Below are 17,904 nucleotides of genomic sequence, written 5' to 3'. Positions count from 1 at the left end.
TCCGCGGGATGGCCTGCCCGCCCGCCGGCTGATACCGGGTCTCAGGTGGTCTATGCTCTTCGTGGTACTCGCGGTAGCGTGTACCTGTGCTCGGCGTGACCCGCCGCGGCACCCGAGCGACGATGCTCCCCGGCACCGTCGGAACCGATCCCCCGCAACGGACGGAGCTGCCATGACCGTGGCCCCCCAGGCCCCCGGCACCACCCGAGACCCGGCCCGTCGCGCCCTGCGCGACGTCGTGTTCGTCGAGGGCGTGCGCACCCCCTTCGGCAAGGCCCGGCCCGACGGCCTGCTGGCCGAGACGCGTGCCGACGACCTCGTCGTCAAGGCGCTGCGCGAGCTGCTGCGCCGTCACCCCGAGCTGCCCGTCGAGCGCATCGACGAGGTCGCCATCGCCGCCACGACGCAGCAGGGCGACCAGGGCCTCACGCTGGGCCGGACCGTCGCGCTCCTCGCGGGCCTGCCGACGTCGGTCCCCGGCTACGCGATCGACCGCATGTGCGCCGGCGGCATGACCGCCGTGACGACCACCGCGGCGGGCATCGCCATGGGCTCCTCCGACGTCGTCGTCGCCGGCGGTGTCGAGCACATGGGCCGGCACCCGATGGGCCTCGACGCCGACCCCAACCCCCGGTTCCTCGCGGAGAAGCTGGTCGACCCCGAGGCGCTCAACATGGGCGTCACCGCGGAGAACCTGCACGACAAGTTCCCGCACCTGACCAAGGAGCGTGCCGACGCCTACGCCGTCAACACGCAGGCCAAGTACGCCAAGGCCGTGGCGAACGGCGACATCGGCCCGGAGATCGTGCCGATCGCCGTCCGGTCCGCCGAGAAGGGCTGGGGCCTGGCCACCGAGGACGAGCTCCCCCGCCCCGGCACCACGATGGAGGGCATCGCCGACCTCAAGACGCCGTTCCGCCCCGGCGGTCGGGTCACCGCGGGCAACGCGTCCCCGCTGACCGACGGCGCCACCGTCTCGCTGCTCGCCGCCGGCGACACCGCCGAGGAGCTCGGCCTGCCCGCCGCGATGCGCATGGTGTCCTACGCCTTCGCCGGCGTCCCGGCCGAGATCATGGGCTACGGGCCGGTCCCGGCCACCGACAAGGCGCTCGCCCAGGCGGGTCTGACCATCGACGACATCGGCCTGTTCGAGATCAACGAGGCCTTCGCCGTGCAGGTGCTCAGCTTCCTGGACCACTACGGCATCGCCGACGACGACGAGCGCGTCAACAGCTACGGCGGAGCCATCGCCGTCGGCCACCCGCTGGCCAGCTCCGGCGTGCGTCTGATGACCCAGCTCGCGCGCCAGTTCGCCCAGCACCCCGAGGTCCGGTACGGCATGACGACGATGTGCGTCGGCCTGGGCCAGGGCGGCACCGTCATCTGGGAGAACCCCCACCACGCCGACTACTCCGGTCACGCCGGAACCACGGAGGGCTGAGCACGATGACCGACACCACGAACCAGACCCCTGAGCCGCGGGCCGAGCGCGTCACCCACTCCCTCGTCCGCGACGTGGAGCTGCCCGGCGGCCGGGGCACCCTGGCGCTGGTCACCCTCGACAACGGGCTCGACCACACCAAGCCGAACACCCTCGGCCCGCAGGGGCTGGCCGAGCTGACCGCCGCCCTGCGCAGCCAGCAGGAGCGTGCGGCAGGCGGCGAGATCGCCGCCGTCGGCATCACCGGCAAGCCGTACTTCCTCGCCGCCGGCGCCGACCTGCTCGGCGTCAGCGCCGTGACCTCCCACGACCAGGCCCTGGAGCTGGGCCGGTCGGGTCACGGTGCGTTCGAGCTACTGCACACGATGGGCGTGCCGACCTTCGCCTTCGTCAACGGCCTCGCGCTGGGTGGCGGCCTCGAGGTCGCGCTGAACTGCCAGTACCGCACCGTGGCCTCCGACGCCGCGGCGCTCGGTCTGCCGGAGACGGGGCTCGGGCTGGTGCCCGGCTGGGGCGGCGCCTACATCGTGCCGCGACTGGTCGGCATCGAGAAGGCCGTCGACGTCATCCTCACGCGGCCGATGGTCGGCAAGCCGTTCAAGCCCGCCGAGGCGCTCGAGATCGGTCTCGTCGACGCGCAGTTCGAGGCCGCCGACTTCCTCGAGCGGTCGCTGGCCTGGGCCGCGGACGTCGTGGCCGGCGAGGTCACCGTCGAGCGTCGCGACCTGGACCCGCAGCCGGTGTGGGACGCCGTCGTGCAGGGCACGCGGGAGCGTCTCGACGCGGTGATCGACGGGTCCCGCCCCGCGCCGTACCGCGCGCTGGACCTGCTCGCCGGTGCCCGGAACGCCTCGCGCGAGGAGGCCTTCGTCGCGGAGGACGAGGCGCTGGCCGACCTCGCCATGAGCGACGAGATGCGCTCCAGCGTGTACGCGTTCCAGCTCACGTCCGCCGGCAAGAAGCCGAAGGGCGCCCCGGACAAGTCGCTGGCGAAGCCGGTGACGCGGGTCGGCATCGTCGGTGCCGGTCTCATGGCCGCTCAGATCGCCCTGCTCGTCTCGCAGCGCCTGGGCGTCCCGGTCGTCATGCGCGACCTGGACACCGAGCGTGTCGAGAAGGGGCTGGGCTACGTCCGGTCCACCGTCGAGAAGCTCGTCGGCCGCGGCCGGATGAAGCCGGAGGTCGGCGACCGCATCGTCGCCAGCATCTCGGGCACCACCGAGATCTCCGAGTTCGCCTCCTGCGACGTCGTCGTCGAGGCCGTCACCGAGGTCATGGGCCTGAAGAAGAAGGTGTTCGCGGAGCTCGAGGAGATCGTCGGCGAGGACACGATCCTGGCCACGAACACCTCTGCGCTGTCGATCACCGAGATGGCCTCCGACCTGCGCCACCCCGAGCGCGTGGTCGGCATCCACTTCTTCAACCCGGTGGCCCAGATGCCGCTGGTCGAGGTCGTCAACGCCGAGCACACCTCGGACGAGGCCCTGGCCACGGCGTTCGCCATCACCAAGAAGCTGCGCAAGACGGCCGTGCTCGTCGCGGACCGTCCGGGCTTCGTCGTGAACCGACTGCTCATCCTGGTCATGGGCAAGGTCATCGAGGCCGTCGAGAACGGCACCTCGGTCGAGGCCGCGGACACCGCGCTCGCACCGCTCGGGTTCCCGATGCCCACGTTCGCGCTGCTCGACCTCGTCGGCCCCGCCGTCGGCATGCACGTGCTCACGTCGCTGCGCGAGGACCTCGGCGACCGGTTCCCCCAGTCCCCCGGTCTGGAGAAGATCGTCGCCGACGGCACCCGCGTGGTGCTCGACGCCCCCGGCCGCGGGCTTCCCAAGCCCGTCGACCCGGCGATCCAGTCGGTGTTCGGCGAGGCGCTGCCGGCCGGCTCGGAGGGCCGGGCGGGCACGCCGGTGCTCGACGCCGACGGCGTGCTGGACTCGGTGCTCACGGCCCTGACCGTGGAGATCGGGCACATGCTGGAGGAGAACGTCGTGGCCGACCCCTCGCAGATCGACCTGTGCATGATCCTCGGTGCTCACTGGGGCTTCCACACGGGCGGCATCACGCCGTACCTGGACCGCACCGGCTACAGCGAGAAGGTGCTGGGCCGCCGCCTGCTGCCGGACGGCGTCGCCAACGTCCCCGGGGGCTCCGCCTGAGCCGAGGTCACCTGACACCGCCCTCTCCCGGGTGAGATGCACCGGAGGCCCGGTCCCGACGTCGGGACCGGGCCTCCGGTGCGTCCGGGCCGTCAGCGGGCCGGGTCGCCGCCGTCCTCGCCGAGCTCGTCGGCCACGGTGACGAGCCACTCGGCCCAGAACTTCTTCCACTGCTCGGCCTCGGCCGGCGTGCCGATGCGCTCATGCGTGACCGTCACGCGGCACCGCTGCCCGACGGCGTCCATCGACAGCATGAGCATCCCCCGGTCCGTCTCGCCGTCCGGACCGGACTCGGTCACCGCGAAGCGGGGGCTCTTCACCCCGGGACGGGAGCGCGCCGTGAGCGTCAGGCCGGGCACCAGGGTGTCGGGTCCGCCGTCGTCCAGCAGCCGGGCCCGCACGGTCTCGCGGTCGACGTCCAGCGTCCGGGACCGGCTCACCGTGAACGTGCCGTCCGGCATCTGGCCCGGCAGCCGGATGCCGGTGATGCGTTCGTAGCCGACCGTCACCGTCTGCACCCACCAGCCGGAGAAGGCGGCGCGGGAGGTGACCCACGCGGCGATCTCGGGGTGGGAGGCGGAGCGGCCGGGACCGGCGTCGATCCGGGCGACCCACTCGTCCCAGCCAAGCCCGGTGGCGTCACGGACGCGTTCGTCGGACAGCTCCGGGTCGCTGACCCATCCCGACGAGGTGCCGGGCGGGTCCGTCAGGAGGGAGCGGCGGGCGGCCGCGTACCGCTCGCCGGTGCGTGCCATCCGCTCGCGGACGCGGCGCTTGAACGATTCCTGGGAGGTCATGAGGACTCCTCGTGCTCGCGGGTGCGCCACCAGCGGCTCGCGCCCGCGGTGCCGCACCGGAACACGGGTGTCCTGTGCGACGCGTCGAGCACTCGAGGTCCCCTTTGCCCTCACCGCACCAGGCGGTCCCGGTGGCGCGAGCACCGGGGAGAGGGTGGGGCGGGACGCACCGCCCACCCTCAGACTAGCCCCTGCGCGGAGCGGCTGTCCGGTTGAGCGGCACGCGCGGCGGCGAGCACCTCGCGCGTCGTCGCCGCGGCCACGTCCGGCGCGTCGCCGTGGGCGACGTCCCAGCGGCGTCCGTGCGACACCCAGCCCGTGCGCGTGCCGGCGGCCCGCCCGGCGGCGACGTCGGCGTGCCCGGCGTCCCCGACCATCCACACCCGGCCCCGGTCGGCGTCGGCCGCGCCGAGGCGCTCCAGCGCGATCTCGAGCAGCGCGGGGTCGGGCTTCTGGACGCCCTCCTCCCCGGAGACGACGATCGCGTCGACACGTGCCTCGACGCCGCACCGGTCGATCTTGCCGCGCTGCTGGTGCGAGACGCCGTTGGTCACCACGGCCACCCGGTCCCCGCCGGCGCGCAGCGCGTCGAGGTCGTCGAGCACGCCGTCGTAGGCGCGGACGTGGTCGCGGATGCCGGCCCGGAAGCGGTCGACCGCCGCCGGGACGTCGTCGGCCCACCCGAGCCGGGCGATCAGCTCGCGGGCGACGTCGGCCTTGGGCGCGAAGCCCCCGTCGTCGGCGGCGACGATCGCGGCCAGGTCGTCGTCCGTCCCGCCGTCGTCGGCCACCGCGCGCGCCGCCCAGGCGGCGAAGGCCGCGTCCCGGGAGACGAGCGTGTTGTCCAGGTCCAGGAGCCAGATCATGGCGGCAGGTTACGCGGGGCGCCGCCACCGGCGGCGCGCCGTCCCGGCGAGCGGATCGGGCGGCCGGTGCCCGGGCGGGAGCTCCGCCCGCTCCCCCAGCGCCACCAGCACCGACGGCACCAGCGCCGCGGCCGTGCGCCGGTAGCCGAGCGCGCTGGGGTGGAACCGGTCGAGGCTGAACGCCTCCTGCGGGGAGGACACGAAGAAGGGCCCGACGACCGCCGCCAGGGAGACGGTGTGCGCCCCGGCCCGACGGGCGGCCACGGACTGCGCGGCCGCGAGCTGCCGCGAGGCGCGCGAGCCGAGGGCCCGCAGCGGCTGAGGCACCGGCCGCAGCGCCCCGAGGTCGGGGCAGGTGCCGACGACGACGGCGCTGCCCCGCTCCTGCAGCCGCTCGACCGTCTCGACCAGGTGTCGCACGGAGGTCGCGACCGGCACGCGGTGGGTGACGTCGTTGCCGCCGACGACGACGACCGCCACGTCGGGCCGGTAGTCGTCGTCGAGCCCGTCCAGCTGGGTCCGCAGCGCCGACGACTCCGCACCCACCACGGCGGCGCAGCGCAGGCGGACGGGACGCTGGAGCTGCTGGGCGGCCCCGCGGGCGATCCGGGCTCCCAGGGTGTCCTTGCGCCGCTCGGCACCGAGCCCCGCCGCGACGGAGTCGCCGAGCACGAGCAGCTCCAGGGGGTCGCCCGGGTACCGGGCCCGCCAGACGCGGTCGGCGTCCGGCACCTCCTCGCCGAGCGCCTTCCCGATCCGTCGGCGGGCGATCGCGGCCTGGCGGCGCAGCACCACGACGGCGACTCCCGCCGTCACCGAGGCGGCGAGGGGGACGGTCAGTGCGGGGAGCGTGGTGCGCGGGCGACCCATGACCGCAGTTCAACCAGACGCGTCTGAACGCCGGGTGACGCCACCCTGACGTGTCGGGGTCGGCGTCTCGGCGCGCGCTCCACGGGCGGCGGCACCATGATGCCGACATGACAGAACCGCGCACCATGGGTGTCGAGGAAGAGTTCCTGCTCGTCGGGCCGGACGGCTCTCCGGTGGCGAAGGCCGCCGAGGCGCTGGCGGCGTCGGGCCACGACAACCGGGAGAGCGGCACCGGCGCCCTGGAGCCGGAGTTCATGGAGGAACAGCTCGAGACGGCCACCCTCCCCCGGGCGTCGCTCGAGGAGCTCGCGCAGGAGATCCGGGCGGGCCGTGCCCGTGCTCAGGACGCCGCCGACCGCGTGGACGCGCGGGTCGCCGCGCTGGCGACCTCCCCGGTGCCCTTCACCGGCACGACGGTGTCGCGGCTGCGCTACCTGCAGGCCCGGCACACGTTCGGCATGACGGCGCGCGAGCAGCTCACCAGCGGGTGCCACGTCCACGTCTCCGTGGTCGACGAGGTGGAGGGCGTGGCCGTGCTGGACCGGATCGGTCCGTGGCTCGCGACGCTGCTGGCGCTGAGCACCAACTCCCCGTACTGGCAGGGCGAGGACAGCGACTACGCGAGCTTCCGCTCCCAGGTGTGGGCCCGCTGGCCGACGGCGGGCCCGACGCGCCGGTTCGGCACGCCCGAGGCCTACCACGCCGCCGTGGAGGCGATCGTCGCCACGGACACCGTGCTCGACCGGGGCATGGTGCACTTCGACGCCCGGCTGTCGCCGAAGTACCCGACGGTGGAGATCCGGGTCGCCGACGTCTGCCTGCACCCCGACACCGCGACGCTGCTCGCCGCCCTGACGCGAGGACTGGTCGAGACAGCCGCCCGCGAGGCGCTCGACGACGTCGAGGTCACGGAGACCTACCCCGAGCTGCTGCGCACGGCGGCCTGGCGGGCCGGCCGGTCCGGTCTGGAGGGGGACCTGGTCTCCCCGGTGACGTGGCGCCCCGCCCCGGCGCACGACGTCGTCGGCCAGCTCGTGGCGCACGTGCGCGACGCGCTCGTCGACGCCGGCGACCTGGAGTCCGTGACCGAGCTGCTGGGCCGCCTGTGGTCCACCGGTGGCGGCGCGGCCCAGCAGCGGGCCTGGTTCGCCGAGTCCGGGGGGAACCTGCACCGGGTCGCCGAACGGGCCGTGGGGGTCACCCACTCCTGAGGTCACATGCTCAGCACCTCGAACGCGGTGGCGTGCTCGGTGCCGAAGGCCTCCCCGTTCCCCCGCGTGATGCGCCCGAGGAACTCCGCCGGGTCGAAGTCCTGCCAGCCGAGCCCCTCGATGTAGGCGGCGTGCGCGCGCAGCGAGGCCACGCCGTCGTCGAACGTGTCGGTGACGTCGACGGCGTGGCCGGCGCGCGGTGACGCCGCGACCCAGACCTCCCGGACGCCGTCCCACCGCTCGAGGCCGTCGGTGAGCTGGTCGGTGAACACCCACCGGTTGCCCGCGTCGCGCACGGCGTCGACGACGGCGCGGCCGACGGCGACGTGGTCGGCCTGGTTGAGGACGCCGCCGGGGAACTCCTCGCGGAAGTTCAGGGTGATGACGACCTCGGGGCGGTGCCGGCGGATCGCGTGGGCGATCGCGGACCGCAGCGGCAGGCCGTACTCGACCACCCCGTCGGGGAAGCCGAGGAACTCGACGTCCTCGACCCCGACGACACGCGCGGACTCGACCTGCTCCGCCTCGCGGACCCGCCGGGACTCGGTGGGCTCCATGCCGTCGATGCCGGCCTCGCCGCTGGTCACCATGACGTAGCCGATCCGTTTGCCCTGTCCGGTCCAGCGCGCGATGGCCGCCGCTCCCCCGAACTCCATGTCGTCGGGGTGGGCGACGACGACCAGGGCCGTGTCCCAGTCCTCGTCGAGCGGTGCCGGCGGTGCGGGTGCGGTGCTCCTCATGCCCCGACGGTACCCAGCGCCGCGCGCGGCGTCAGTACGTGGTCAACCCGCGCGAGCGGAACACCTCGCGCACGGCCTCGGTGGCCTCCGCGGAGGGCGGCTCGACGTCGTCCAGCTCGTAGGTCCGTCCGAGGTCCGCCCACTTGTCGCGCGCCATCTGGTGGAACGGCAGCACCTCGACCCGCTGCACGGTGCCGGGGCGCACGGCCTCGATCGCGGCGGCGTGCTCGGCCACGAGCTCGACGTTGCGCGGGTCGTCGGTCAGCCCCGGCACCAGCACGAACCGGATCCAGACCGGGACGCCCCGCTCGGCGAGCCGCCGGCCGAAGGCCAGCGTCGGGGCCAGCGGCCGGCCGGTCACCCGCCGGTAGGTCTCCTCGTCGCCGGACTTGATGTCGAGCAGGACCAGGTCGGTGTCGTCGAGCATCTCGTCGGTGGCGTTCGCCCCGAGGAACCCCGAGGTGTCCAGGCAGGTGTGCACGCCCCGCTCCTTGGCGCCGCGCAGGACGCGCGCGGCGAAGGCCGGCTGCATGAGCACCTCGCCGCCCGACAGCGTGATCCCGCCGCCGGTGGCGGCGAAGACGGCCCGGTACCGCTCGACGCGGGCCAGCAGGTCCTCGGCCAGGACGGGGCCGCCGTCCTTCATGGCGAGGGTGTCGGGGTTGTGGCAGTACAGGCACCGCAGGGGGCAGCCGGACAGGAACACGGTCATCCGCGTCCCCGGGCCGTCGACCGCGGTGACGAGCTCCCACGAGTGCACCGAGCCGAGCGCGCCCGAGCGCATGAGCTCCAGGCGCTCGGACCGCTCGACGTCGGTGGTCGCCAGCCCGCGCAGGCCGGCACCTGCCCGGCGCGCGCTGGGGGCGTCCAGGGGCGCCAGGCAGGTGGTCATCTCAGATCTCCCCGTGGAAGGTCCGGGCCAGCACGTCGAGCTGCTGCTCGCGGGTCAGCCGCACGAAGTTCACGGCGTAGCCCGAGACCCGGATGGTGAGCTGCGGGTAGTTCTCCGGGTGCTCCATGGCGTCCTCGAGCGTGGAGCGCACCAGCACGTTGACGTTCATGTGGTAACCGCCCGCGCCGAACGACGCGTCGAGCAGGCCGGAGAGGTTGGTGATCTGCTCCGCACGGGTCCGTCCCAGCCCTGCCGGCACGACGGTGTTGGTCAGCGAGATCCCGTCCTGGGCCGCCTCGTAGGGCAGCTTGGCCACCGACAGCGCGGAGGCGAGCATCCCGTGGGTGTCGCGCCCGTTCATCGGGTTGGCCCCCGGGGAGAACGGCTCGCCGGCGCGACGGCCGTCCGGGGTGTTCCCGGTGGCCTTGCCGTAGACGACGTTCGAGGTGATCGTCAGCACCGACTGGGTGGGCACGGCGTCGCGGTACATCCGGTGGCTGCGCACCTTGGCCATGAACGACTCCACCAGGTCCACGGCGATCTCGTCGGCGCGGTCGTCGTCGTTGCCGTAGGCCGGGTAGTCGCCCTCGGTGCGGTAGTCCACGACGATGCCGCGGTCGTCGACGACGGGGGTGACGGTGGCGTAGCGGATGGCCGACAGCGAGTCGGTGGCCACCGCCAGACCGGCGATCCCGCAGGCCATGGTGCGCAGCACGTCCTTGTCGTGCAGCGCCATCTCGAGCCGCTCGTAGGCGTACTTGTCGTGGGACCAGTGGATGCAGTTGAGCGCCTCGACGTAGGTGGCGGCCAGCCAGTCCATGGTCTGGTCGAACCGGGCACGGACGTCGTCGTAGTCCAGGGGCAGGCCCTCGGGCACCGGGGTGGCGACGGGCGAGACCTGCGCGCCCGTGATCTCGTCGCGCCCGCCGTTGATGGCGTAGAGCAGGGTCTTGGCGAGGTTGACGCGCGCGCCGAAGAACTGCATCTGCTTGCCGATCGCCATCGGGGAGACGCAGCAGGCGATGCCGGCGTCGTCGCCCCACGCGGTGCGGATCTCCTCGTCGGACTCGTACTGCACCGCGGAGGTGTCGATGGAGACCTGGGAGCAGAAGTCCTTGAACCCCTGCGGCAGGTCGGCCGACCAGAACACGGTCATGTTCGGCTCCGGCGCCGGCCCCAGGTTGTACAGCGTCTGCAGCATGCGGAACGAGTTCTTGGTGACCAGGGTGCGGCCGTCGGCGCCCATGCCGCCGATGGTCTCGGTGACCCAGGTGGGGTCGCCGGAGAACAGCGCGTCGTACTCGGGGGTGCGCAGGAACCGGACGATGCGCAGCTTGATGACGAAGTCGTCCATGATCTCCTGCGCGCGGGCCTCGGTGATCCGCCCGGCGGCCAGGTCGCGCTCGAGGTAGACGTCCAGGAACGTCGAGGTGCGCCCGAGCGACATCGCGGCACCGTTCTGCTCCTTGACCGCTCCCAGGAACCCGAAGTACAGCCACTGCACGGCCTCGACGGCGGTGCGCGCCGGGCCGGAGATGTCCACGCCGTAGGAGGCGGCCATCTCCTTGAGCTCGCCCAGCGCACGGATCTGCTCGGCGTGCTCCTCGCGGGCCCGGGCCACCGTCTCGCTGAACGGCTCGACGTCGAGGGTCAGCTTGTCGAGCTTCTTGGCCGCGATCAGCTCGTCGACGCCGTAGAGCGCGACGCGCCGGTAGTCGCCGATGATGCGGCCGCGGCCGTAGGCGTCGGGCAGGCCGGTCACCACGTGCGAGCTGCGGGCGGCCCGGACGTTCGGCGGGTAGACGTCGAAGACGCCCTGGTTGTGGGTCTTGCGGTACTCGGTGAAGACCTTCTTGAGGTCCTGGTCGACCGGGTAGCCGTAGGTGTTGAGGGCTCCCTCGACCATCCGCCAGCCGCCGTTCGGCATGATCGCGCGCTTGAGGGGGGCGTCCGTCTGCAGGCCGACGATGATCTCGCTCGCGGGGTCGATGTAGCCCGGCTCGTGCGCCGTGATGCCGGCCGGGACGTCGTAGGAGACGTCGTAGACGCCGTTCTCGCGCTCGACGGGGAACATCGCGCTCAGCCGGGCCCAGAGGGCGTCGGTGCGCTCGGTCGGCCCGGCCAGGAACGTCGCGTCGCCCTCGTAGGGCGTGTAGTTGCGCTGGATGAAGTCCCGGACGTCGACCGTGTCGCACCACGGTCCGGGGACGAAACCTTCCCACGCGGCACCGGTGGTGGTCTGACGCTCTTCCTGGACGGTCATCGCCCCGCTCCTTCACGCTCGCTCGGTGATGCTTCCAGCGTATTCGTGAAGACCTTCACAAGCAATGGTCTGACCACAGAGCGGCCGAGACGTCCGTCACAGACCACCGGCCGCACCGTCTCACGGTGCGGCCGGTGGCGGGAACGGCTCAGGGGGGCGGAGAGCTCACTCCTGGGAGAGCGTCGCCAGCGCGTCGCGCACGGCGTCCTCGGCCTGCATGCGCTGCGCGGACATGATCTGCTCGCGGCTGGCGTGGTCGAGGAACGCCACCGGCAGGCCGGTGTGCACGAAGGGCGTGCGGATCCCCTGCGCGGCGGCGCGCTGGGCGAGCATCGCGCCGACACCGCCGTCCACGACGCCGTCCTCCAGCGTGACGACGAGGTCGTGGTCACCGGTCATCTTCACCAGGCGCTCCGGCGCCGGCAGCACCCAGGTCGGGGAGACGACGTCGACCGCCAGCCCGTGCGCCGCCAACGACTCCCCCGCCGCCAGACCGGCGGCGGCCATCGCCCCGACGCCGACGACGAGGACGCGCGCGGGCGAGGAGGTGCCGTCGCCCGGGGTGTGCCGCGCCACGACGTCGACCCCCTCCAGCGTCTCGACGGCCTCGATCGACTCGTCGAGGGCGCCCTTGGGGTACCGGACGACCGTCGGCGCGTCGTCGACCTCCACGGCCGCGCGCAGGGCCGCGCGCAGCGTCGCCTCGTCGCGCGGGGCGGCCAGCCTCAGACCCGGGACGATGCGCAGCATCGCCATGTCCCACATGCCGTTGTGGCTGGGCCCGTCGGCGCCCGTGACGCCGGCCCGGTCGAGCACGAAGGTGACGCCCGCCTTGTGCAGGGCGACGTCCATCAGCACCTGGTCGAAGGCGCGGTTGAGGAACGTGGCGTACACCGCCACCACCGGGTGCAGACCGGCGAACGCCATGCCGGCGGCCGACGTCGCGGCGTGCTGCTCGGCGATGCCGACGTCGAAGGTGCGCTCGGGGAACTCCTCGGCGAACGGCGCCATGCCGACCGGGTGCAGCATGGCCGCGGTGATCGCCACGACGTCGGGGCGGCGGCGCCCGATCTCCACGAGCTCCTCGGCGAACACCTGGGTCCACCCGAACCGCGACGGCGCGACCGGCAGCCCGGTCTCGGGGTGGATCTTGCCCACCGCGTGGAAGCGGTCGGCGACGTCCTCCTCGGCCGGGATGTAGCCGCGACCCTTCTCGGTGATCGCGTGCACGATGACGGGTCCGCCGTAGGTCTTGGCCCGCCGCAGGGCGTGCTCCATCGCGCTGACGTCGTGGCCGTCGACCGGGCCGACGTACTTCAGCCCCAGGTCCTCGAACATCCCCTGCGGGGCGACGACGTCCTTGAGGCCCTTCTTCAGGCCGTGCAGCCAGCCGTAGGCGAAGCGTCCGGGCGGGCCGGTGCGCTGCAGCGCGCGCTTGCCCCACGCCAGGAAGGCCTCGTAGCCACGGGTCGTGCGCAGCGTGGCCAGGTGGTCAGCCACGCCGCCGATGGTCGGCGAGTACGAGCGGCCGTTGTCGTTGACGACGATGACCAGCCGGCGGTCGCGCCCGGCCGCGATGTTGTTGATGGCCTCCCAGGCCATGCCACCGGTCAGGGCGCCGTCCCCGATCACCGCGACGACGTGCTTGTCGTCGTGGTGCCCGATCTCGTTCGCCTTGGCGATGCCGTCCGCCCAGGACAGGGCCGTCGACGCGTGGGAGTTCTCCACGACGTCGTGCTCGGACTCCGACCGGCTCGGGTAGCCGGACAGGCCGCCGCGCTTGCGCAGGTCGGCGAAGTCCTGGCGCCCCGTGAGCAGCTTGTGCACGTAGGACTGGTGGCCGGTGTCGAAGACCAGCGTGTCCCGCGGCGAGTCGTACACGCGGTGCAGCGCGATCGTCAGCTCGACGACGCCGAGGTTCGGCCCCAGGTGCCCGCCCGTGCGGGAGACGTTGTGCACGAGGAAGTCGCGGATCTCGGTGGCCAGCTGCCGCGTCTGGGCCGGACCGAGCCTGCGCACGTCCTCGGGCGCGGTGATCGTGCTCAACAGCCCCATACGTTCCTCCTGCAGATCATCAGACAACTCTAAGTGCTGTTCGTGACGTCCCGGTGCAGCGGATGCGCGGTAGATTCGAAGGGTGCGTTTCCTCCCGGGCCAGCAGCCCACCACCGACCTGACCTACGGCGACGTCTTCATGGTGCCGTCCCGCTCGGACGTCACCAGCCGGTTCGACGTGGACCTGTCCAGCGACGACGGCACCGGGACGACGGTCCCCGTCGTGGTGGCGAACATGACGGCCGTCGCCGGCCGCCGCATGAGCGAGACCGTGGCCCGCCGCGGCGGCATCGCCATCCTCCCCCAGGACATCCCGGCCGACGTCGTGGCCGACGTCGTGGCGGACGTGAAGTCCAAGGACCCCGTCGTCGAGACCCCGGTCGTGGTGACCCCGACCGACACCGTCGCCGACGTGCTCTCCCTGCTGGGCAAGCGGTCGCACGGCGCCGCCGTCGTGGTCGACGCGGGCCGCCCCGTCGGCGTGGTGACCGAGGACGACTGCACCGCCGTGGACCGGTTCGCCCGCGTCGCCACCGTGATGTCGACGGACCTGGTGACCCTCGACGCCAAGGAGATCGAGGACGACGGCCTGCCCGCCACGTTCGAGCGGCTGCACGCCGCGAAGATCCAGCTCGCCCCCGTCGTGCGCGACGGCGTGCTGGCCGGGGTGCTCACCCGCAAGGGCGCCGTGCGCTCGACCGTCTACTCCCCCGCCCTGGACGCCCGCGGTCGGCTGCGCATCGGTGCCGCCGTCGGCATCAACGGCGACGTCGCGGCCACCAGCCGCGAGCTGCTGGACGCCGGGATCGACGTGCTCGTCGTCGACACGGCGCACGGCCACCAGGACAAGATGATCGCCGCGCTGCAGGCGGTCCGGTCCGTCGACCCGCAGGTGCCGGTCGTGGCCGGCAACGTCGTGACAGCACAGGGAGTGCGCGACCTCGCCGCCGCGGGGGCCGACATCATCAAGGTGGGTGTCGGCCCGGGCGCCATGTGCACCACGCGGATGCAGACCGCCGTCGGGCGCCCGCAGTTCTCGGCCGTGCTGGAGTGCGCGGCCGCCGCCCGTGAGCTGGGCAAGCACGTCTGGGCCGACGGCGGCGTGCGGCACCCGCGCGACGTCGCCCTGGCGCTGGCCGCCGGCGCGTCGCAGGTGATGGTCGGCTCCTGGTTCGCCGGGACCTACGAGTCCCCGGGCGACCTGCACGAGGACGGGTCGGGCCGGCTGTACAAGGACTCGTTCGGCATGGCCTCGGCACGGGCCGTCGCCGCGCGCACCGCGGGCGAGGGGTCGGCGTTCGACCGCGCCCGCAAGGCGCTGTACGAGGAGGGCATCTCGACCGGCAAGATGTACCTCGACCCCCGCCGGCCGGGTGTCGAGGACCTGCTCGACGAGATCACCTCCGGCCTGCGCTCGAGCTGCACGTACGCCGGGGCGCGCACCCTGGCCGAGTTCGCCGACCGCGCCACGGTGGGCATCCAGTCGGCCGCCGGGTTCGCCGAGGGCATGCCCCTGCCGACCTCCTGGTGACCGGGGTGACCGGGGTGACCGGGGTGACCGACCGTCCCGACCCGGCGCGCGACCAGCTGGCGGCCCTCGCCCGCGACGGCTCGTTCGCGGGCCCCTGGCCGCACGCCCGCGGCGAGCTCGACCCGCGGCTCGCCCGCCCGGCGTCGGTCCTCGTGCTGTTCGGCGTCCTGGACGGACTGCCCTCGGACCACCACGCGCAGGCGCAGGCCGTCTCGCACGACCTCGACGTGCTGCTGCTCTCCCGGGCGGCGACGCTGAGCTCGCACGCCGGCCAGGTGGCGTTCCCCGGCGGGCGCGCGGACGCGGACGAGGACGCGGTGTCGGCCGCGCTGCGCGAGGCCCGCGAGGAGACCGGTGTCGACCCCGCGGGGATCGAGGTGCTGGGCACGCTGGCCACGCTGCCGATGCCGGTGAGCAACCACGTCGTCACGCCCGTGCTGGCCTGGTGGACGCGCCAGTCCCCCGTCGGCGTCGTCGACCCGGCCGAGTCCTCGCACGTGTTCCGCGCCCCGGTCGCGGACCTGCTCGACCCCGACCGGCGCGTCACCACCGTGCTGCGCCGCGGTGGCCAGGTCTGGCGCGGCCCGGCGTTCCAGGTGCACGACGGCGGCACCCAGCACCTGGTGTGGGGTTTCACCGCGGGCGTCCTGGACGCGCTGTTCGACCACCTGGGCTGGACCGAGCCGTGGGACCGCGGGCGCGAGATCGAGCTCGACCCCTGATGGCGGCGGCCGAGATCGAGATCGACGTCGACCTGGTCCGCGCGCTGCTGGAGGCCCAGCACCCGGACCTGGCCGACGGCCCGCTGCGGGTCGCCGCCGAGGGCTGGGACAACGTCATGGTGCGCCTGGGCGACGACCTCGCCGTCCGGCTGCCGCGCCGCGAGCCGGCGGCGCCGCTCGTCGTGCACGAGCAGGAGTCCCTGCCCTGGCTGGCGGCGCGGCTGCCCGTGCCCGTCCCGGCGCCGGTCCGCGTCGGGGTGCCGAGCACCGACCCGGCGTACCCGTGGCACTGGTCGGTGGTGCCGTGGTTCGCAGGGCACCGCGCGGCGGACGTCCCGCGTCCCCGACGGCAGCGCCTGGCCGCACCGCTGGCCGCGTTCCTCGACGCCCTGCACGCACCGGCCCTCGACGCGCCGGTCAACCCGGTGCGCGGCGTGCCGTTGACCACCCGGGACGAGGCCGTCCGCCGCCGGCTCGCCGACCCGCGGGTCGGGTCCGCCGCCCGGCTCGCCGCGGTGTGGGAGGACGCGCTGGCCGCCCCGCTCCACGACGGGCCGGCGGTCTGGGTGCACGGCGACCCGCACCCCGGCAACGTCGTCGTCGGTGACGACGACGGTCTCGCCGCCGTGGTCGACTTCGGGGACGTCACCTCCGGCGACCCCGCCACGGACCTCGCCACCGCGTGGCTGACCTTCGACGATGCGGGGCGGGCGGAGTTCCGGCGTGCCCTCGCGCACCGCTACCCCGCCGACGACCCGGTGTGGGTGCGCGCCCGCGGGTGGGCGGTGGCCATGGCGAGCGCGATGGTCGTCGACTCGTCCGCCGAGCACGCCTGGCTGCCCCCGCTGGGCGTCGAGAGCCTGGACCAGGTGCTCGCCGACGCGTCGGCCGAGGACGCCGCCTCCCGGCACTGACGCCTCTTGCGTGGTGAGGCGCCGTTCCCGGCGTTTCAATGGGAGGAGAGCGAGGAGCGCGGAGCCATGAGCAGCGACCGAGGGCGCGGGACAGGGCACCCGGCGGGCTCCGAGCAGTCGGCGGAGGCTCGTCTCGAGAGCTGGCGGGAGGCGCTGCGGCGGCACGAGGCCGACGACGTCGAGGGGCGCACCGCCCGCCTCCGGTCCCGGATCGCCACGCTGCAGGAGGCCGGGCTCGACGACGACGAGGCGTTCCTCGTGGCCGTGATGCGCGTCGACCGGGAGGACCCGGTGGCGCGCGAGGTCGCCCGTGAGCAGGCGGCGGTGTTCTGGCGGCGGTTCGACCGGTCACCGGCTGCCCCGGGCGGCACCACGGTCGACTGGCGGGAGGTCGGCGTCGTGGCGGCGCTGGCCGTCGGCGCCGGCGTCAGCGTCAAGGTGGGGGTCGCCCAGCTCGACAGCACGGCGTTCGGCCACAACGTCGCCCTGCTCGTGGCGCCGTTCCTCGGCGCCTACTTCGCCTGGAAGCGGCGGGTGTCGTGGCGCACCGCGGCGGTGCTGCTGCTCCTGACGGCCGTCCTCGCCGTGGCGATCAACGTCTACCCGTTCGACGCCGGCGGGTCGACGGGCTTCCTCGCCGCGGTGCACGCACCGATCGTGCTCTGGGGGCTGATCGGCGTCGCGTACGCGGCGGGCCGGTGGCGCTCGACGGCGGGCCGGCTGCAGTACCTGCGCTTCACCGGCGAGCTGGTGGTCTACTACGCCCTCATCGCCCTGGGCGGCGGCCTGCTCGTCGGGCTCACGATCGGCCTGCTGACCCTGGCCGACGTGGAGTTCCAGGGGGTGATCGAGGACTGGGTGCTGCCGATGGGCGTCCCCGGCGCGCTGCTCGTCGCGGCGTGGCTCGTCGAGGCCAAGCAGGAGGTCGTGGAGAACATCGCCCCGGTGCTGGCGAAGATCTTCGTCCCGCTGACCACGATCACGCTGCTCGTGAGCGTCGCCGTCCTGGGGGCGGTGGGCAGCCTGACCACCGTCGACCGCGAGTTCCTCGTCACCCTGGCCTCGGTGCTCGTCGTCGCGCTGGCGCTGCTGCTGTACGCCGTCGCCGCCCGCACCCCGGGTCGGCGGCCCGGCTTCTTCGACGGCGTCCTGCTGGCGATGACGGTGGCGGCCACCGCCGTCGACGGCGTGGTGCTGACCGCGATGGTCGCCCGGACCGCCGCGTTCGGGGCGAGCCCGAACAAGGTCGCCGTGCTCGGTCTCGGCGTGCTGATGGCGGTCCACCTGGTCTGGTCGGCCCGGCTGCTGATCTCCATGCTGCGGCGGCGCGACGGGGTCGCGGGTCTGGACCGCTGGCAGGCCGCGGTCCTGCCCTTCTACGTCGGGTGGGCGTTCCTCGTCGTGGTCGCGTTCGGCCCGCTCTTCGGCTTCGTCTGACCCGGG

At 73.7% G+C, this 17,904-nt stretch carries 14 protein-coding genes; 7 read left to right on the top strand and 7 right to left on the bottom strand.

Annotated features, from left to right (window positions below; genetic code table 11):
* The first annotated feature begins 172 nt into the window (after positions 1-172).
* Together Q6347_RS07690 and Q6347_RS07685 are read left to right on the top strand one after the other, a co-directional pair.
* On the top strand, positions 173-1,441 hold the full coding sequence (locus Q6347_RS07690) for a thiolase family protein (RefSeq protein WP_304607082.1): 1,269 nt from the start codon (positions 173-175) through the stop codon (positions 1,439-1,441).
* Between the two features lie 5 nt (positions 1,442-1,446).
* Positions 1,447-3,600 (top strand): 3-hydroxyacyl-CoA dehydrogenase NAD-binding domain-containing protein, encoded by a 2,154-nt coding sequence (locus Q6347_RS07685; protein ID WP_304607081.1) that lies wholly within the window; start codon positions 1,447-1,449, stop codon positions 3,598-3,600.
* Between the two features lie 92 nt (positions 3,601-3,692).
* Here the strand turns inward: Q6347_RS07685 and Q6347_RS07680 are convergent, their stop codons facing one another.
* The 3 genes from Q6347_RS07680 to Q6347_RS07670 form a co-directional block, all read right to left on the bottom strand.
* Entirely contained in the window at positions 3,693-4,397 is a 705-nt protein-coding gene (locus Q6347_RS07680) for a hypothetical protein (RefSeq protein ID WP_304607080.1), read from the bottom strand.
* Positions 4,398-4,576: 179 nt separating this feature from the next.
* The gene (locus tag Q6347_RS07675) at positions 4,577-5,263 is read right to left on the bottom strand and encodes an HAD family hydrolase (protein WP_304604134.1); all 687 of its coding nucleotides are present in this window, start codon (positions 5,261-5,263) and stop codon (positions 4,577-4,579) included.
* A 9-nt stretch (positions 5,264-5,272) separates the two neighbouring features.
* Positions 5,273-6,133: an SGNH/GDSL hydrolase family protein gene (locus Q6347_RS07670; protein WP_304607079.1), complete on the bottom strand. Its 861-nt coding sequence runs from the start codon at positions 6,131-6,133 to the stop codon at positions 5,273-5,275.
* Positions 6,134-6,240: 107 nt separating this feature from the next.
* Between Q6347_RS07670 and Q6347_RS07665 the strand changes: the two genes are divergently transcribed.
* Positions 6,241-7,344 (top strand): glutamate--cysteine ligase, encoded by a 1,104-nt coding sequence (locus Q6347_RS07665; protein ID WP_304607078.1) that lies wholly within the window; start codon positions 6,241-6,243, stop codon positions 7,342-7,344.
* A gap of 2 nt (positions 7,345-7,346) precedes the next feature.
* Here the strand turns inward: Q6347_RS07665 and Q6347_RS07660 are convergent, their stop codons facing one another.
* The 4 genes from Q6347_RS07660 to dxs form a co-directional block, all read right to left on the bottom strand.
* A complete protein-coding gene (locus Q6347_RS07660; RefSeq protein ID WP_171248154.1) occupies positions 7,347-8,084 on the bottom strand; it encodes a PIG-L deacetylase family protein in 738 nt (245 codons plus the stop codon).
* 31 nt (positions 8,085-8,115) lie between these two features.
* The gene (gene pflA, locus Q6347_RS07655) at positions 8,116-8,976 is read right to left on the bottom strand and encodes a pyruvate formate-lyase-activating protein (protein WP_171248153.1); all 861 of its coding nucleotides are present in this window, start codon (positions 8,974-8,976) and stop codon (positions 8,116-8,118) included.
* Between the two features lies 1 nt (position 8,977).
* Complete coding sequence (gene pflB / locus Q6347_RS07650; protein ID WP_304607077.1) at positions 8,978-11,239, bottom strand: formate C-acetyltransferase; 2,262 nt, start codon at positions 11,237-11,239, stop codon at positions 8,978-8,980.
* A 165-nt stretch (positions 11,240-11,404) separates the two neighbouring features.
* Complete coding sequence (dxs, locus tag Q6347_RS07645; RefSeq protein ID WP_304607076.1) at positions 11,405-13,294, bottom strand: 1-deoxy-D-xylulose-5-phosphate synthase; 1,890 nt, start codon at positions 13,292-13,294, stop codon at positions 11,405-11,407.
* A gap of 82 nt (positions 13,295-13,376) precedes the next feature.
* On the opposite strand from dxs, the gene Q6347_RS07640 reads away from it, so the two are divergent.
* The 4 genes from Q6347_RS07640 to Q6347_RS07625 all read left to right on the top strand — a co-directional run bounded on the left by Q6347_RS07640 (position 13,377) and on the right by Q6347_RS07625 (position 17,898).
* Positions 13,377-14,825: a GuaB1 family IMP dehydrogenase-related protein gene (locus Q6347_RS07640; RefSeq protein WP_171248150.1), complete on the top strand. Its 1,449-nt coding sequence runs from the start codon at positions 13,377-13,379 to the stop codon at positions 14,823-14,825.
* A gap of 23 nt (positions 14,826-14,848) precedes the next feature.
* The gene (locus tag Q6347_RS07635; protein ID WP_304607075.1) at positions 14,849-15,547 is read left to right on the top strand and encodes a CoA pyrophosphatase; all 699 of its coding nucleotides are present in this window, start codon (positions 14,849-14,851) and stop codon (positions 15,545-15,547) included.
* Positions 15,547-16,461, top strand: a complete 915-nt coding sequence (locus Q6347_RS07630) for an aminoglycoside phosphotransferase family protein (protein WP_304607074.1) — start codon at positions 15,547-15,549, stop codon at positions 16,459-16,461. The genes Q6347_RS07635 and Q6347_RS07630 overlap by 1 nt, the downstream gene beginning before the upstream one ends.
* Before the next feature lie 66 nt (positions 16,462-16,527).
* Positions 16,528-17,898, top strand: coding sequence for a hypothetical protein (locus Q6347_RS07625; RefSeq protein WP_304607073.1), 1,371 nt, complete (start codon positions 16,528-16,530; stop codon positions 17,896-17,898).
* Positions 17,899-17,904: the final 6 nt, after the last annotated feature.

The organism is Isoptericola sp. b408, assembly GCF_030588085.1.
Taxonomy (GTDB): Bacteria; Actinomycetota; Actinomycetes; order Actinomycetales; family Cellulomonadaceae; genus Isoptericola; species Isoptericola sediminis.
Note: the sequence above shows the minus strand (reverse complement) of the source record. Positions and strands in the feature narration are given on the sequence as shown.

Bases quoted from the DNA above. Each gene is read 5' to 3' on its own strand.
- Q6347_RS07690 (WP_304607082.1), top strand. From the start codon at position 173: ATGACCGTGGCCCCCCAGGCCCCCGGCACCACCCGAGACCCGGCCCGT.
- Q6347_RS07685 (WP_304607081.1), top strand. From the start codon at position 1,447: ATGACCGACACCACGAACCAGACCCCTGAGCCGCGGGCCGAGCGCGTC.
- Q6347_RS07680 (WP_304607080.1), bottom strand. From the start codon at position 4,397: ATGACCTCCCAGGAATCGTTCAAGCGCCGCGTCCGCGAGCGGATGGCA.
- Q6347_RS07675 (WP_304604134.1), bottom strand. From the start codon at position 5,263: ATGATCTGGCTCCTGGACCTGGACAACACGCTCGTCTCCCGGGACGCG.
- Q6347_RS07670 (WP_304607079.1), bottom strand. From the start codon at position 6,133: ATGGGTCGCCCGCGCACCACGCTCCCCGCACTGACCGTCCCCCTCGCC.
- Q6347_RS07665 (WP_304607078.1), top strand. From the start codon at position 6,241: ATGACAGAACCGCGCACCATGGGTGTCGAGGAAGAGTTCCTGCTCGTC.
- Q6347_RS07660 (WP_171248154.1), bottom strand. From the start codon at position 8,084: ATGAGGAGCACCGCACCCGCACCGCCGGCACCGCTCGACGAGGACTGG.
- pflA (WP_171248153.1), bottom strand. From the start codon at position 8,976: ATGACCACCTGCCTGGCGCCCCTGGACGCCCCCAGCGCGCGCCGGGCA.
- pflB (WP_304607077.1), bottom strand. From the start codon at position 11,239: ATGACCGTCCAGGAAGAGCGTCAGACCACCACCGGTGCCGCGTGGGAA.
- dxs (WP_304607076.1), bottom strand. From the start codon at position 13,294: ATGGGGCTGTTGAGCACGATCACCGCGCCCGAGGACGTGCGCAGGCTC.
- Q6347_RS07630 (WP_304607074.1), top strand. From the start codon at position 15,547: ATGGCGGCGGCCGAGATCGAGATCGACGTCGACCTGGTCCGCGCGCTG.
- Q6347_RS07625 (WP_304607073.1), top strand. From the start codon at position 16,528: ATGAGCAGCGACCGAGGGCGCGGGACAGGGCACCCGGCGGGCTCCGAG.